This window comes from Streptomyces sp. NPDC088762, from assembly GCF_044750905.1.
GTDB lineage: Bacteria > Actinomycetota > Actinomycetes > Streptomycetales > Streptomycetaceae > Streptomyces.
Genome location: NZ_JBIVKT010000002.1, coordinates 672,480 through 687,273 on the forward strand (window position 1 = coordinate 672,480; position 14,794 = coordinate 687,273).

At 72.5% G+C, this 14,794-nt stretch carries 14 protein-coding genes; 5 read left to right on the plus strand and 9 right to left on the minus strand.

From position 1 onward, the window contains the following. Positions 1–15: 15 nt before the first annotated feature. Positions 16–1,290: a PucR family transcriptional regulator gene (locus ACIP5M_RS07880; protein ID WP_401193328.1), complete on the minus strand. Its 1,275-nt coding sequence runs from the start codon at positions 1,288–1,290 to the stop codon at positions 16–18. Positions 1,291–1,816: 526 nt separating this feature from the next. Here ACIP5M_RS07880 and ACIP5M_RS07885 point away from each other — a divergent pair. The 3 genes from ACIP5M_RS07885 to ACIP5M_RS07895 all read left to right on the plus strand — a co-directional run bounded on the left by ACIP5M_RS07885 (position 1,817) and on the right by ACIP5M_RS07895 (position 6,703). Beyond that, the gene (locus tag ACIP5M_RS07885; protein ID WP_401193331.1) at positions 1,817–3,154 is read left to right on the plus strand and encodes a lipase family protein; all 1,338 of its coding nucleotides are present in this window, start codon (positions 1,817–1,819) and stop codon (positions 3,152–3,154) included. 202 nt (positions 3,155–3,356) lie between these two features. Next, positions 3,357–4,274, plus strand: coding sequence for a hypothetical protein (locus ACIP5M_RS07890; RefSeq protein WP_401193333.1), 918 nt, complete (start codon positions 3,357–3,359; stop codon positions 4,272–4,274). Between the two features lie 641 nt (positions 4,275–4,915). Beyond that, positions 4,916–6,703 (plus strand): WD40 repeat domain-containing protein, encoded by a 1,788-nt coding sequence (locus ACIP5M_RS07895; protein ID WP_401193583.1) that lies wholly within the window; start codon positions 4,916–4,918, stop codon positions 6,701–6,703. 15 nt (positions 6,704–6,718) lie between these two features. Here ACIP5M_RS07895 and ACIP5M_RS07900 read toward each other — a convergent pair whose 3' ends face one another. The 6 genes from ACIP5M_RS07900 to ACIP5M_RS07925 form a co-directional block, all read right to left on the minus strand. Continuing rightward, positions 6,719–6,844, minus strand: coding sequence for a hypothetical protein (locus ACIP5M_RS07900; RefSeq protein ID WP_401193336.1), 126 nt, complete (start codon positions 6,842–6,844; stop codon positions 6,719–6,721). Positions 6,845–7,003: 159 nt separating this feature from the next. Continuing rightward, positions 7,004–7,513: a YbaK/EbsC family protein gene (locus ACIP5M_RS07905; RefSeq protein WP_401193339.1), complete on the minus strand. Its 510-nt coding sequence runs from the start codon at positions 7,511–7,513 to the stop codon at positions 7,004–7,006. 201 nt (positions 7,514–7,714) lie between these two features. Then, positions 7,715–8,248 carry a hypothetical protein gene (locus ACIP5M_RS07910; RefSeq protein ID WP_401193342.1) on the minus strand — a complete coding sequence of 178 codons (534 nt, stop codon included), beginning with the start codon at positions 8,246–8,248 and terminating at the stop codon, positions 7,715–7,717. After that, entirely contained in the window at positions 8,241–8,966 is a 726-nt protein-coding gene (locus tag ACIP5M_RS07915) for an alpha/beta fold hydrolase (protein WP_401193345.1), read from the minus strand. The genes ACIP5M_RS07910 and ACIP5M_RS07915 overlap by 8 nt, the downstream gene beginning before the upstream one ends. A gap of 67 nt (positions 8,967–9,033) precedes the next feature. Then, a complete protein-coding gene (locus ACIP5M_RS07920) occupies positions 9,034–10,266 on the minus strand; it encodes an anhydro-N-acetylmuramic acid kinase (RefSeq protein ID WP_401193348.1) in 1,233 nt (410 codons plus the stop codon). Next, complete coding sequence (locus ACIP5M_RS07925; RefSeq protein WP_401193350.1) at positions 10,263–11,594, minus strand: MFS transporter; 1,332 nt, start codon at positions 11,592–11,594, stop codon at positions 10,263–10,265. Before ACIP5M_RS07925 ends, ACIP5M_RS07920 begins: the two co-directional genes overlap by 4 nt. Before the next feature lie 323 nt (positions 11,595–11,917). On the opposite strand from ACIP5M_RS07925, the gene ACIP5M_RS07930 reads away from it, so the two are divergent. Next, positions 11,918–12,187 (plus strand): DUF3253 domain-containing protein, encoded by a 270-nt coding sequence (locus tag ACIP5M_RS07930; RefSeq protein ID WP_401193353.1) that lies wholly within the window; start codon positions 11,918–11,920, stop codon positions 12,185–12,187. A 49-nt stretch (positions 12,188–12,236) separates the two neighbouring features. Here ACIP5M_RS07930 and ACIP5M_RS07935 read toward each other — a convergent pair whose 3' ends face one another. Together ACIP5M_RS07935 and ACIP5M_RS07940 are read right to left on the minus strand one after the other, a co-directional pair. Further along, positions 12,237–12,440 (minus strand): hypothetical protein, encoded by a 204-nt coding sequence (locus tag ACIP5M_RS07935; RefSeq protein WP_401193355.1) that lies wholly within the window; start codon positions 12,438–12,440, stop codon positions 12,237–12,239. 158 nt (positions 12,441–12,598) lie between these two features. Then, positions 12,599–13,126: a MarR family winged helix-turn-helix transcriptional regulator gene (locus ACIP5M_RS07940; protein WP_401193358.1), complete on the minus strand. Its 528-nt coding sequence runs from the start codon at positions 13,124–13,126 to the stop codon at positions 12,599–12,601. Between the two features lie 208 nt (positions 13,127–13,334). Between ACIP5M_RS07940 and ACIP5M_RS07945 the strand changes: the two genes are divergently transcribed. Then, positions 13,335–14,648 carry an SgcJ/EcaC family oxidoreductase gene (locus ACIP5M_RS07945; RefSeq protein ID WP_401193361.1) on the plus strand — a complete coding sequence of 438 codons (1,314 nt, stop codon included), beginning with the start codon at positions 13,335–13,337 and terminating at the stop codon, positions 14,646–14,648. Positions 14,649–14,794: the final 146 nt, after the last annotated feature.

Below are 14,794 nucleotides of genomic sequence, written 5' to 3' on the forward strand. Positions count from 1 at the left end.
CCGGCGGCCGGCACGTCAGCCGGTTTCGGGCTCGCCCTGTCGTACGGCGTCGTGGGCGGTCAGTGCGGCGTGCAGCGTCAGCAGGTCGGTGCCCCGTGCCGCGTCCAGGCCGGTGAGTTCCGTCGCCTTGCGCAGCCGGTAGTCCACCGTGTTGGGGTGGACCTGGAGCTCGGCGGCGGCCCGGCGCCGGTCGAGGCCGCAGGCGAGGAAGGTGCGCAGTGTGTCGAGCAGCTCCGGGCGCACGGCCAGCGGGCCGAGACGCGCGGCGAGCCCGTCCCTGGCCGGGCTCGGGCGGCTCAGCTGGTACTCCAGCAGCACGTCATCGAGCAGGTAGAGACCGGGCCCCCGGCCGGATGCCTCGGCCACCTTCCGTACCTCGCCGACCATCCGGGCGGCGTCTGCGACGCCGTCCGGTGCGGCGGCGGCCGCCGCCACCAGCAGCTCCGCGCCGCACATCCGGCCGAGCTGCTCGACGAGCCGATTGAGCCGCGCCCGGTCCGTGGAGGCGAAGTCGGCGGCCGGTGTCTCGTACGGGATCAGCACCAGCCCGCCGCCGCCGGACAGGACGGACAGCGGGACACCCGGGGTGTGGCGCTGCAATTCGTTGCGCAGCCGCCGGAGTTTGCGGCGAGCGGCGACCGAGTGGTTCACGCCGGGCCGCAGCTCATCGGGGTGCGGTCCGATGGTGATGCTCAGCACGAGGTAAGAGGGAGGAAGCCGGATGCCGGCGCGGTCGGCCGCGGCCTGCGGGTTGCCGCCCTCCAGCAGCCGGGACAGCAGGGACTGCCGGGCGACCTGCTCGTCACCGAGGATCGCCTGCCGTTCCTGTACGTACCCTGCCGCGACCGCGCAGCTCACCTGTCGGAGGTAACCGAGCAGCCGGTGCTGGACGAACAGCACGTCGGGCAGGTCGCCCGGCTCGGCCGTCGCGAGGACCTGGGCCGCGCACTCCTCGGCACCGAAGTGGTAGGCACCGACGACGGCCTCCAGCGGCACGCCCTCGTCGGCGCGCCGGGCCGACGACTCGCTGATCCTCGCCAGCTCGGCCTCCTCCGGCAGCTCGCCGCCGCGCAGCACCTGGATGAAGGCGCGGATTCCGCGGTCCACCTCCTTGGTGATCTCGCCGCGGAGCTGTTCCGAGGGCAGTGCTCCGTAGGCGGGCAATTGTTCGACGAGCCGGGCCGTCACCGCAGGCGCCAGGGCCGGCGCGGCGGCCAGCAGCCGCTTGTGGACCGGGATGCCGCCGAACTGCGGCCCCACGGCGCTTTCCGCCGGTTTGGACGCGGTCACAATCCACCTCACGAATCTCTGTTGTGCCACCCGGAGACACGGCCCCGTTCCGCCCCCATCCTGGTTTCCGGGACGTTACTTACTAGTTGGTAACACGCCCGCCCGGTGAATCGCCAGACGCGTTCCGACCCCGAGCGCTTCCTCCACCGGATCCCCACGCCCCCACCCGCACCGGAGGACCGCCGTGTCCGCGCACCAGGCCGCCGCGCCCCCACCCGAGCACGCCGCCCCTCTGCCGGGGGCCCCTGTCACCTGAGCCGTGCGCGTTCCACGGCCCGGGAAACTGACCTCACGTCACTCGACGCATGGCGCTCGGCGGCCGGTGGAGGCCGCCACGACGGCGTTGCCCGGGCGCCCACGTTCAGCCGGTCCACCCGACCGCGCGGAGCAGCCGCGGCGGACGGCTCCACCGACGCGGGCGACCCGCCCGCCCGCTCGTCCCACCGCGTTCCGCGCAGAAGCGCAGCCCGCCGACACCTTCCATCTCCGACCAGTCCGCGATCCCATTCCACGATTCGGGGGAGTCATGTCCAAAAACGCCGTTCGTCTCCTGGCCACCGCCCTCGTCGCCGCGATGGCCGTGACCGTGGCCCCGGCGGCCACGGCCGCCGAGGTCACGCCGTCGAGTGCCACCGCGAGCGACCCGTTCTACACCTACTCCGGCAGCGAGCCCCTGTCCTCGTTCGCGCCGGGCACCGTGCTGAAGACGCGAACCCTGCAGTACCACCTCGTGGGCCTCCCCACGCCGGTCAAGGCCATCCAACTGCTCTACCGCACGACCGACGCCCAGGGCCGTCCGTCCGCCAACGTGACCACGGTGGTCCGCAGCCTGACGGGCGACGGCGGCAAGGCGGTGTCCTACCAATCGTTCTACGACTCGCTCAGCCCCGAGGACGGCCCGTCCCGGGCCATCGCCGGTGACCTCACCCTGGGCGGCGCCATCGCGAACGCCGAGGCCGTCTTCCTGGTGCCCCTGCTGCTGCAGGGCTACAACCTCGTCATCCCGGACACCGAGGGCCAGACCGCCAACTTCGCGGCCGGCCCGGAGTACGCGACCAACACGCTGGACTCGATCCGCGCCGCGACCCGGTCCGCGGAGACCGGCATGAACGCCGACACGCGGTTCGGCCTGATGGGATACTCCGGCGGCGCCATCGCGACCAACTGGGCGGCCGCGCTCGCACCGGCCTACGCGCCCGACGTCAACAGCAAGCTGGTGGGTTTCGCCGAGGGCGGTCTCCTCGTGGACCCGGCGCACAACCTCAAGTACGTGGACGGCTCACTCGTGTGGACGGGTGTCATCCCGATGGCGATCATCGGCGTCTCCCGGTCCTACGGCATTGACCTCAAGCCCTACCTGAGCACCTACGGCGTGCAGGTGTACGAACAGCTGGAGCACGGGTCGATCGTCGACGCGCTGGGCCACTACCCCGGGCTGACCTGGCAGAAGATGGCGAAGCCGCAGTACGCCGACCCGAACTCGGTGCCCGCCTTCGTCGAGGTGGTGAACAGGATCAACCTCGGCTCCGCGCCCACCCCGACCATCCCCGGGTTCATCGCGCAGGGCAACGGGGGCGTCTTCGAAGGAACCTTCGGCAACCGCCCGGGCATCGGCACCGGCGACGGGGTCATGGTCGCCGGAGACGTGCGGACGCTTGCCCGGCAGTACTGCTCAACGGGTAACGGGTCCATCGAGTACCAGCAGTTCGACCTGCTCAGTCACGTCGGCGTACCCGTCATCTGGGCACCCGTCGCGGTGAGCTGGCTGGACGACCGGTTCAAGGGCAGGAACGCCCCGTCCGACTGCGGCAACATCCCCGCGGGCAACTCGCTGGCGCCGGAAAAGCCGGTGCCTGCGTCCTGACACCGCACCATCCCGGGCCCCGCTGCCGCACTCCAGTGCCGCGGCGGGGTCTCGGCGCCCGAACGAGGAAACCTCCAGGCGCCGTCAGAGCCATCGGAAGTCGAGACGGCGCCCCTCTGCGCGCCGATCAGCGGATCCTCTCCGGCACCGCTACTTTGCTGGTCGGCACGAGTTTCACCAGTCAGCCGAGAGGTGCTGTCCAGTGAGGGGAAAACCGCTGTCGTTCTGCCTGGCGGCGCTGTGCGTCCTCGCCGTTGCCTGTGGGGCGGACCACGGGGCCCCGGTCGGCCAGCCCGCCGGGCGTGACGTCAAGGGGCCGGTGCACGCCGCGGCACCGAGCTCGTCGGCCCCGGAACCAAGGCTCCTCCAGCAGTTCGACGAGGGGCGGGTGGGTGGCCGCCCCTACTACTGCGAGATCACCAGCGGGGGACACCCCGCCGGCCGGCCCGCCGTCTGGGTCTCCTCGCAGAAGAACGATGCGGGGGACGCGGAGACGGTGGGTCTGGGAGCCCCATCGGTCCTGTGCCTGTCCGGATTCCCGAAGAGCGGGCCGATCACGGTCACGGTGAAGGCACAAGGACGTACCTACACCACTCCGCTGAAACGCGTGACGGAGCTGACCCCGCGGGGGCAGTCGGACGACTCGCTCTTCGACGGTCGGGCGATGGAGGTCACAGACACCGGCAATGGCCTGCTCGAAAGCGGAGACTGGAGGTTCCTGCCCTCGGGTCCCCACCGAGAGGCCATCGGACTGTCCGGTCGGCTCGAGCTGACGGCCCGTTCCGGTGACGTGACGGCTGCCAACGCGGAGCCGCTGAGTCGCGAACCGGGAGCAGCGACGGTGGAAGGCTGGGAGCGGAGCCACCGGATCGCCGTCTACGGATATCCCGTCGGTGCCCGTGTACCGATCGGGCTGTACCGGATCAAGAACTCCTCCGAACGGCAACGTGCGGTGCTGGAGCGGCAGATCGGCCACGTGGTGATGCCACGCTCGCGCGTTGCCGACTTCACGATTCCCCCGGATGCGTTCGGCGCCGTCAGTGTGGACGCCTCTCCAGGCAAGGACGCGTACTGCCTGTCGGTCCCCGCGGTCGACCGATGCGTCACCCAGCCGGTCTGACCGGAACGCTCTCCGCACGGACGAGCGCCTCGACGGGGTACCCGGACCGGCGGGTCGCGGTGCACCTGCCGGTCCGATCGCGCATGCTGACGGTGCGATCCGATGCCGCGCCGCCGGCGGGCGGCCAGTGGGCGGCCACCGGACGGGACGGCCAAGCCGGAGGTGCCGGGTGAACACGCAGGCGTCCCCACCACTCTGGTCGCGGCTGGAGCCGGCCGTCCTGGCCGGCAGGGCCCGCCGGGCCACCGAGAACGGGACGCTCGACGAGCTGCTGACCGACACGGAGTTCTTGGTCCGCGTCGACGCGCAGGCGCTGCTGCCGCTGTTGGCCCGAGCGCGCAGTGCACCGGCCCGCCTGGCCGCGGCGGTCTATCGGACCTCTCTGCTGCGGGGAGCGGAAGTCGGGCCGGACCTGCGGCGATGGCTGCTGAGCCTGAACGCGGCCCGGTGGGGCGCCCGGCATCTGGCAGCGGATCTGGACCGGCCGGCGCAGCCGCCTGCATCCCCCTTCCCCTGGCGCCCGTGCTGGGCCACCGGATCCCAGACCAGCCCGCAGTTGCGCGGCTTCCTCACAGGTCACACCAGCCCGGTGACGGCCTTGGCGTCGGCCGCGGCTTTGGGATCTGAGCTCCGACGCGCCGCTGGGACCGCCTCTCACCGGCCACGACGGCCCGGTGGAGGCTGTGACGACTGCCTTGCTCGACGGCCGGCCGGTGGTCATCACCGGCAGTTGGGACGAGACGGCGCGGATCTGGGATCTGCGCGGCGGCACGCCGCTGGGCCGGCTGGCGGCCGGTCACAGCCCGGTGACGGCCGTGGCGACGGCGGTCGTGGAAGGCCGTCCGGTCGCGGTCACCGGCACCGACGACGGCCTCGTACGCATCTGGGACCTGCACGGCAAGGGGATACTGGGCCGCCCGCTGGAGCACCCGTTCTGGGACGACGGCGTGGACGAGACGGGATGGGTGGTGACCACGGTGCTGGACAGCCGTCCCATCGCCGTCACCAGCAGCGACGAGACGCTGCGGGTGTGGGACCTGGACACCGGTGAGCAACACGACCATCCGGGGAACGGCGCGCTCGGCGCCGAGTGGGTGACCGCGTTGGCCGCTTGTACGCTGCAGGGCCGTCCGGTGGCCGTCACCGGCGGAGGCGAGGGCGCCGTACAGGTCTGGGACCTGGCTACCGGTCAGTTGATCCGGACCCTGACCGGCCACGTCGGCGCCGTACGGGCGGTGGCGACCACGGTGCTGGAGGATCGGCCCCTCGCCGTCACCGGCGGTGAGGATTGCACCGTACGGGTCTGGGACCTGCTCACCGGCGCACCGCTGGGCGAGCCGCTGGCCGATCACACCCGGCCCGTACGGATGGTGGCGATCGGCACGAGCGAAGCGCGGCCGCTCGCCGTCACCAGCGGGGGCGACGGTCCCGTGCGCATCTGGGACCTGACCGCCGGTCCACGACTCGGCGACCCCGTGCACGGACACACCGACTCCGTGGGAGCGGTCACCACGGCAGTGCTGGAGGGCCGGCCCGTGGCCGTCTCCGGCAGCGACGACGGAACCGTACTGATGTGGGACCTCCACACGGGAGTCCCGGTGGGCCGGCCGTTCACCGGCCACGAGGAAGGCGCGATCCAGGCGGTGGCCACCACCGTCCTGGACGGCCGGCCGGTGGGGGTCACCGGCGGCGGGTCCGGCACGGTCTGGGTCTGGGACCTGGACACGGGTGCACCGCTGTACCAACTCGCGGGCCACGAGGGCATGGTGCGAGCGGTGACGACCGCCGTCGTGGACGGACGGGCCGTAGCCGTCACCGCCGGCGACGACGGCACCGTGCAGACCTGGGACCTCCACGCCCGGGCACCGCGCGGGGGGCCGCTGCCCGGCCACACCGCCGAAGCGAAGGCCATGGCCACCACGGTGGTGGACGGCAGGCCGGTCGTCCTCGTCGGCAACGAGGACTGCACCGTGCGGATGTGGGACCTGCGCACCGGCGAGCAGCTCGACCAGTCGCTTCGTGGTCACACCGCCTGGGTGCGGGCCGTGGCGCCGGCGACGCCGGCCGGCCGGCCGGTGGCCGTCACCGGCAGCCGGGATGCCACGGTGCGGGTATGGGACCTGCACACGGGCGAGCAGCTCGGCCGGCCCTTCGGCACCGGCCTTACGGGAGGCCTCGGAGCCGGCTGGGTGAGCGCGATGGCCATCGCGGTGGTGGAGGGCGCCCCCGTCGTCATCGCCGGCGTCCCCAACGATGACACGGTGTGGGTCTGGGATTTGCACACCGGTGAGCTGCTGGGTACTCCCACGGTGTTCCCGCAACCCGTCCGAGCACTGTCCTGGCACCCCGGTGGCGCACTGGTGGTCGGCTTCGGATGGGAGGTCGCGGTGGTGGAGCCGCACCCGCAGGGCCTGTTGCGCCGGCCCTGAGAGCACCGGCGCGCCTCAGCCCGGGCTGTCGAACGTGCCGAGGAAGGCACCGACCACCGCGCCGTCGATCGCCTCCGACTCCGCGGTCCGCATCGAGCGGGATGTGCGTCCGCTCGTGCGGACGGCGCACGATCGGCGCATCGTTCTCCACGAGCGCGACGGTTTCCCCGCCGGCGTGGAGAACGGGTAGGGGAGAAGTGATCGACATGTGCGTGATGGCAGGGGTGGAGGTCGGCGCCGGGGAGCCCTCGGGTGCACGGGCTCGTTCCGAAACGATCAGTAAGCCGGGCGCGCTGTGTCTTATTGGTCCGTGGGCGGACCCACCGGGAGCAAGCGGCCACCGGTGAGGCGCAGGAGTTCGTCGGCGGTGGTGGGGAACACGGTGTGCGGGGTCCCGGCGGCTGCCCAGACGCGGCGGTGGGACGTGAGCGCTTCGTCGACGACGGTCGGCAGCTGCATGGGGTGCCCCACGGGGGCCACGCCCCCGATCGCCTGCCCGGTGGCCACGCGGACCTGTTCGGGCGTTGCGCGGCGCAGCTCAGGGCGTCCCCAACGGGCGGCGAGGCCCGCGGTGTCGACCTTGTGCCGGCCGCTGGTGAGCACGAGTACGGGCTGGTCGCCCGAGATGAACACCAGGCTGTTGGCGATGGCTCCGACATCACATCCGAGGGCGGCTGCCGCCTCCGCCGCGGTACGGGCCGACTGGGCGAGTTGGCGGACCTGACCGGGGATGCCCGCGGCGGCGAGGGCGCGGGCCACCTCCGCGCTTCGGGCGGGCAGGGGCGCTGAGACGGGCTGCTCGGATTCCATGTGACTCCTTGATGCGTGACGCCCCGAGAGGCGTGTTCCACATACAGAACGTTCTGTGTATGGAACGATAGAGGGGGCGGGGAAACCGATCAAGTGAGATCCCGCAGGCACCGGAAAGTGCCGCCACAGGCGGTGCCGTCACGGCTGGTCCCTCAGCTGGGCGCTCGCACAAGGAAGTTCACCTCCCAGGACAACGACTGCTCAGCCCAGGAGGGGCGGGTTGGCCGTGATCCAGGGAGGCTGGGGGAGGGTGGCCAGCAGCTCACGGGCGGCCTGGATGATGCCGGTGTCGAGCTCGTCTCGGGAGGTGTGCGGGTGGTCTTCGTCCAGGTCTTCCCAGGTGGAAGCCCACGCGACCAGGGCGTCGAGCTTTTCGGGATAGTTCAGCGGTGTGGCTGCTTCACTCCAGATCGCCGCGGCAGCGGTTCCCGGATCGCAGGAGCCGTCGACAATCCGCTCGGCCCACGAGCGCGCCACCTCCCAAAGGACCGCCTCGGGATCGGCGGTGAGGTGCGGAGTGATGCCGAGCTCGTCCAGGACCTCCTCGAAGAGCCCGGGCGCCTGGTCCGCCTCCCAGCGTGCGAGGCCGGCCAGCCTCGGGATCGACGGCGTGTCGAGACCGGCGAGCAGCGCGTCGAGGCCGGCCTGGATGAGCCGAGCGGAGTCGACCTCGCAGCCGGTCGCCCGCTCGTCGGCCAGCATCCACAACTGCCGGACGGCCTCGTCCTCATTCATGGGACATGTCCTTGCCGAGACCGCGTGGAAAGTGTCCCCTCTTGCCCGTGCCGGTCAGAAGGTCGGCAAGCTCGATGGGACGGCTCAGCGCCACGCAGTGGCTCGCGGTGATCTCCTCCGGGACCACTCCGAGGCGTTCCCGCGCGAGCCGGCGCAGGAAGTCGGCGGGAAGGAAGCGGTCCTCGGTGCACAGTACGAACCTGGTCGGCACGGTCGGCCAGGCCTCCAGCGGCCACGGCTGGGCCGACGCCGCGGGCGACGGGTGGGCCCGTTCCCTGCTCATCGCTTCCTCGGCGAGTTCGCGGGACACGTCGTGGTAAAAGGCGACGTAAGGGTCGTCGCTGCCGGTGAGGCCGCCGTCCCGGGCAGCCTGGCGCCGCACGGCCTCGCCGTAGCCGGTGTTGGTCCACCACTGGTCCGGTGGTTCGCCCGGCGCGGGGATCATCCCGGCGACCAGGATCAGCGATGCGACCGGACGGCGGGCTGTGACCAGGGGCGCGGTGAATGCACCGAACGACTGGCCCACGACCACCAGATCGTGGCGATCGCCGACCGCGTCGACCACGGCGTCGGCGTAGTCGTCGAGCGTCAACGAATCGTCGTCGCCCGGGAGGTCCGGAGCCACCACCCCGTGACCGCGCGCCCGAAGCTCCGCTTCGACCAGATGCCAGTACCAGCCGACGTCGCCGGCACCGTGGATCAGCACGAACGTACTCACAACAGGGCTCCCATCCTCAGGACGACGACCGGCCCCACCCGGCGGTGAAGTCGGCAGTCCCCCCACGTCAACGCGCAGTGGCCGGCGCCGGGTCGACCGTCAAGGTGCGGGGTGCATGCGCCGGCAGGGCGGGGAGCCGGAGCGGTGTGCGGCCCGGGGTGATGCTGCCGAGGACCCGCGGGCCCCTCGCGCCCGTGCACTGCGGCAGGGTGCCCGGCAGGCCGTGCAGGGTGAGGTAGCCCAGCACGGCGAAGGCGTAGGCCTCCTTGGCGGCGCTGGGCAGCCCGAGCGCGTCCGACGTGCGCAGCAGTACCGAGGCGCCGAGTTCCCGCCGGAGGGCGGCCATGAGGGTGGGGTTGCGGGTGCCGCCCCCGGAGGCCAGCACCTCCGTGACGCCGAACGGGCGCAGCGCGTCGGCGATCGTACGGGCGGTGAGCCGGGTGAGGGTGGCGAGCACGTCGGGGCCGGGCAGCGGGCCGACCGCGTCCAGGGCCGTCCGCAGGTAGCCGGCGTGGAACAACTCCCGGCCGGTGGTCTTGGGCGCCGGCAGCACGTAGTACGGGTCGGCGAGCAGCCTGTCGAGCAGCGGCCGGTGGACGGTGCCGCAGGCCGCCAGCCGGCCGTCGGTGTCGTGGTCGAGCAGCCCGGCGGTGAAGTGGCGGGCGGCGGCGTCGAGAAGGGCGTTGCCGGGCCCGGAGTCGAAGGCGGCCGGGGTGCCGTCGGGGGTGAGGACGGTGGCGTTGGCGATGCCGCCGACGTTCAGCGCGGCCGGGACGCCGGGGCGTCCGTGCAGCAGCATGCGGTCGATCAGACCGACGAGGGGTGCGCCCTGCCCGCCGGCGGCGACGTCCCGGGTCCGGAAGCCGGAGACGACGGGGAGTCCGGTCGCCTCCGCGATCCACGCGGGTTCCCCGAGTTGCAGAGTGCCGTGCACGTGGCCGCTATCCGCCCAGTGGAAGACGGTCTGCCCGTGGGAGGCGACCAGTTCGGCCCGCCCCGCGCAGAGTTCGCGACCGGCCCGGACGGCGAGCCGCGCGAACGCCTGCCCGATGCGGGTGTCGAGGCGGCACACGTCGGCGAGCGTGGTGCGGCCGGGCGGCAGCGCCGCCGCGAGCGCGTGGCGCAGCTCGTCGTCGTACGGTTCGCTGACCATGCCGAGCGGGGTCAGGCGCAGTGCGGTGCCGTCGAGCGTGATGCGGGCGGCCGCGGCGTCGACGGCGTCGCAGGAGGTGCCGGACATCAGGCCGATGACGGTGGTCTGCGTCGCCCGCGGTGTGGGCCGTGCGGAGGGCGGCGTCATCTCAGGGGCCTCAGATGGTCGTCGGGGCGCAGGGTGAGCAGGGCGGGTACGGCCAGAGCACAGGCACCTGCCGCGTAGAGGGCCGGGACGTCCGGGTTTCCGGTGTGCCGGACGAGCGTGGTGACGATCAGACCCGCGCAGCCGGAGAAGACGGCGTTGGAGAGTGCGTAGGCCAGGCCGAGTCCGGTGCTGCGTACGCGGCTCGGGAACATCTCGGCGAGCAGGGCGGGGCCGGGTCCTGCCAGCAGTCCGATCATCGCGCCGGCCGCCGCCAGCACCGCCGCTTTCAGCGCGACGGAGATGGCGGGGTCGCGCAGCAGGTGCAGGACCGGTACTGCGGTCAGGACGACGAGGACGCTGCCGGCGAGCATGACGGCCCGCCGGCCCACCCGATCGCTGAGCACGCCGGCCGGGAGGATCGCGGCGGCGAATCCCAGGTTGGCGACGAAGGTGGCGGCCAGTGCTTGCCGGAAGGTCGTACCGAGGGTGGCCTGGAGGTAGGAGGGCAGGACGACGAGGAAGGTGTATCCGGCCGCGGACCATCCCATGATCCGCCCGACCCCGAGCACGACGGCGCCCAGGATCTCCACCGGAGTCGGGCCGCCCGCCGGGACGGACTCAGGACCGGGACCGGGACCGGGATCGGGATCGGGTTCCGGTTCGGGTTGGGGTTCGGCTGCGGGCGGGTCCGGCGGTGGGGCGGTTTCCAGCAGGCGCAGGCGCAGCCACAGGGCCACGGCGCCCAGGGGCAGGGCGAGCAGGAAGGGGACGCGCCAACCCCACGCGTACAGGGCGCTCTCGGAGAGCAGGGTCGCCAGTCCGGCGGCCAGGCCCGCGCCCGTCAGCAGTCCGAGGGCGACCGTGAACGACTGCCAGGCGCCGTGGCGGCCCCGCCGGCCGAGCGGCGCGGTCTCGGTCAGCAGGCTCACGGCGCCGCCGAACTCGCCCCCGGCGGACAGGCCTTGGAGGCATCGCAGCAGCGTCAACAGCCACGGCGCGAGGGTGCCTGCGGAGGAGTACGCCGGCAGTACTCCGATCAGGGCGGTCGTGCCCGTCATCAGGGAGACGGTGAGCACGAGCGCCGGCCGGCGGCCGGCCCGGTCCGCGAGCCGCCCGAAGAACAGCGCGCCCAGCGGGCGGAAGAAGAAGGCGATGGCGAAGGCGGCGTAGGTCGCGATGAGCGCCTGGCCGCGATCGCCGCCGTCCGGGGTGAAGAAGCAGGCGGCGATGACAGTGGCGAAGGAGCCGTAGACGCCGAACTCGTACCACTCCACGAAGTTGCCGACGGACCCCGCGACGAGGGCGTGCCGGGCGGACGCAGGATGCACGGGACGCAGGGGCACGCCGGCCACGGCGGACGCCGCGGACCGGTTCTGGGGGCGGGGAGCGGGACGGGCCACAGTGGCTGGCTGCCCGGGCGGAGTGCTGGCGATGCGCGCGGCCGCCGGTTTTCAACGGATCGGCCGCACGCGGGCGGTGTTCGGGGCATGGCCGAAAGCGCACCCCCGGCGGGCGCGTCACCGTCCTCCGCCGAAGGGGGAGGTGACGCATGAGCCCGCCCTCCACCGTGCGCAGCTGTGACGGGGGACCAGGGCCCCGTGCGGAGCGGCGCCGATGACCCGGCTCCCGCCTCCGGTGCGACACTGGCGGAGTGACGGACAGCGAACGGGAGACGGACCAGCTCCTGGAGCGAGCCATTCTGGAGCTGCTGGACCGCCACCCGACCGCGACGATCTGTCCCTCGGACGCCGCGCGAGCGGTGTACGCAGGGGAGGACGAAGGCTGGCGAGCGCTCATGGAACCGGCCCGCCGCGCCGCTCGGAGGCTGACCGCGGCCGGCGAGGTGGAGATCACCCAAGGCGGCCGTCCCGTCGAACCGGCGAAGGCCCGCGGCCCGATCCGTATCCGCCGCGTTCGCTGACGCCCTCCTGGCGCGGCTTCGCAGACCGGCGGGGCGGGTCGTGCACGAGCTACTGCTCCGCGATCGGGTTCTCTGCCGTCTGGAGTGCCTGACTGGCGATGGTGAGGGCTTCTTCGTCGTGGCCCGCCGCTTTCGCCGTTTCGGCCTGGCTGAGGGCGATGCGGAGCAGCTCGACGACGTGCTCGGGCAGAGTGTTCGACGCCACCACGTCTGCCAGCTTCCGGATGGTGTCGCCGACCAGGTCCTCGGGCATGGGGCCGTCTCCTCTGTCGTCGATCTGAACCGTCGATGCCGATCAAGGCCATGCGACGCTATCAGCCCTCGATGGCCACGCGGCGGACCGAACCCGGCGCGGCGCACCGGGCCCGCCCGGCCACCTTTCCCGCCGCCCAGTCCGGCACCCGGGTCGCCTCAGTCCGCTGCCGCTGTCTGCGGTTGGTCGCCGAGGGAGATCAGCAGGGTGCGGAGGAGCCGCTCGAGTTGTGTGCGCTCGGTGGCGGCCAGGCCGTCGAGCAGGCGTTCCTCGTTCGCCAAGTGGTGTCCTACGAGCTCCTCGGTGGCGCGGATGCCCGCGGGGGTCAGGGAGATGAGGACGCGGCGCCGGTGGGTGGGGTCGACCTCGCGGTCGACGAGGCCCTTGTGGACGAGCCGGTCGATGCGGTTGGTCAGCGCCGCCGAGCTGACCATCGCAGCCGTGCTGAGCTCTCCCGCGCTGACGGTGTGCGGCGGGCCCGAGCGGTAGAGCGTCGCGAGGACGTCGAACTCCCACGGCTCGATCCCGTACTGCGCGAAGTGCTCCTTGAGGGCCCGCTCGAGCAGACGGGAGGCCCGCGAGAGGCGGCCGATCACGGCCATCGGCGAACAGTCGAGGTCGGGCCGGACCTGAGACCACTGCCGGATGATCCCGTCCACACCGTCGCCCTGTGGGGTTGCTGCCATGTGTCCTCCCTCGTGGGTCCCGCCGGCCTGTTCGGCCGTCCAGCCGTCCGCCGTCGAGTCGTCCGCCGTCCAGCCGCCTTCGCCACGAGCTTAACACTTCGACGTCGAAAGTTTTGACACCAGGGCTGGCCGGTGTCTAATATTTCGACATCGAATTTTTCGACCGACGCTCCTCACTGGTGCTCGGCTTCCGTGAAAGGTGATCCCCGTGAAGGTCCTCCTCATCGGCGCCTCCGGCTACATCGGCTCCACCGTCTCCGCGCACCTGGCCGACGCCGGACACCAGGTGGTCGCCCTGGTACGCACCCCCGGCCGCCCGGACACCGGACACGAGCAGCGCGTCGGAGACCTGGCCGACCCCGCCTCGCTCACCCGTGCGGTCACCTCCGACATCGACGCCGTCGTCCACCTCGCGCCCCCGACCGGCGACGCCGCGGTGGACGCCGCGGCGGTCACCGCGCTCACCGACCCGCTGCGCGGCACCGGGCGCGCGTTCGTGTACGCGAGCGGCATATGGGTCCTCGGCGCCACCGGCCCGGACGCCGCCGACGAGAACGCCCCGGTCGACCCGCTGCCGATCGTCGGATACCGCCCGGCGCTCGAGCGCCAGGTGCTCGACACCGCCGAGGCCGGTGTGCGCGCCTCGGTGATCCGCCCCGGCATCGTGCACGGAAAGGGTGGCGGCATACCCGCGCTGCTCGTCGACCTCGCTCGCAAGCACGGGGCTCCGACGTACGTCGGTGAGGAGGCCGTGCACTGGCCGATGGTGCACGTCGACGACCTGGCCGACCTGTTCGTCATCACCGTCGAGAAGGCGCCGGCCGGCAGTCTCTGGCACGGCGTCGCCGAATCCGCGGTTCCGGTACGCGATCTCGCGGCGGCAGCGGGAGCGGCGGCCGGGGTCGGCGGCGAGCCGCAGCCGTGGCCGCTGGAGGACGCCCGAGCGGAGCTCGGCGCACCGTTCGCCGACGCGCTCGCCCTCGAGCAGACCGTGAGCGGGGACGCGGCGCGCGAAGGCCTCGGCTGGCTGCCGCGGCGCGCGGGGGCGGTCGCCGACGTACGCGCACTCTCGTACCCCCAGGTGGACACGGACGGCATCGAGGTCTTCGGCGCGGCGGACGGGCAGCAGGCCGACGTCGAGGCCATCGTCCGCTTCGTGGCGGGCGTCCAGTACGCGCAGCAGAACGAGCTCGTCGACGCGTTCATGAGCAACTTCCGCAAGCAGCAGCCGGTGTGGACGACCGCGCACGGCAAGCGGCTGTCGGGCTGGGACGAGATCGACGCCTTCACGCGCCAGGTTCTGCCCGGCGCCACGAAGCACTCGACGGCCACCTACGAGGTCGTGCGGATCCTGTTCGTCCGCCCGGACGTCGCTGCGGTCAACGTCCGCCAGCGTCCGGTGACCCTCGACGGGCAGCCCATCGAGGACCAGCCGGAAGGCCGCCCGATGTACGTCCTCGCCAAGGACAACGGCCGCTGGCGGATCGCGGCCGCGCAGAACACCCAGGTCTTCTCCGGCTGACGTGCCGGACCTGACTGCCTCGGCCCGACCCCGCCGTCATCCCCGGCGGAGTCGGGCCCACCCGGCGGTCCCGAAAGCGGCGGGGGCCCACCCCTGGGGTCGGCGAACGGCCAAGATCTACCGCTCGACCAACCGGGGGCAGGAGT

Excerpts from the sequence above, each read along its gene's own strand:
- ACIP5M_RS07910 (WP_401193342.1), bottom strand. The coding sequence starts at position 8,248 with ATGAATGAGGACGAGGCCGTCCGGCAGTTGTGGATGCTGGCCGACGAG.
- ACIP5M_RS07935 (WP_401193355.1), bottom strand. The coding sequence starts at position 12,440 with ATGCCCGAGGACCTGGTCGGCGACACCATCCGGAAGCTGGCAGACGTG.
- ACIP5M_RS07920 (WP_401193348.1), bottom strand. The coding sequence starts at position 10,266 with ATGACGCCGCCCTCCGCACGGCCCACACCGCGGGCGACGCAGACCACC.
- ACIP5M_RS07900 (WP_401193336.1), bottom strand. The coding sequence starts at position 6,844 with ATGCGCCGATCGTGCGCCGTCCGCACGAGCGGACGCACATCCCGCTCG.
- ACIP5M_RS07940 (WP_401193358.1), bottom strand. The coding sequence starts at position 13,126 with ATGGCAGCAACCCCACAGGGCGACGGTGTGGACGGGATCATCCGGCAG.
- ACIP5M_RS07905 (WP_401193339.1), bottom strand. The coding sequence starts at position 7,513 with ATGGAATCCGAGCAGCCCGTCTCAGCGCCCCTGCCCGCCCGAAGCGCG.
- ACIP5M_RS07885 (WP_401193331.1), top strand. The coding sequence starts at position 1,817 with ATGTCCAAAAACGCCGTTCGTCTCCTGGCCACCGCCCTCGTCGCCGCG.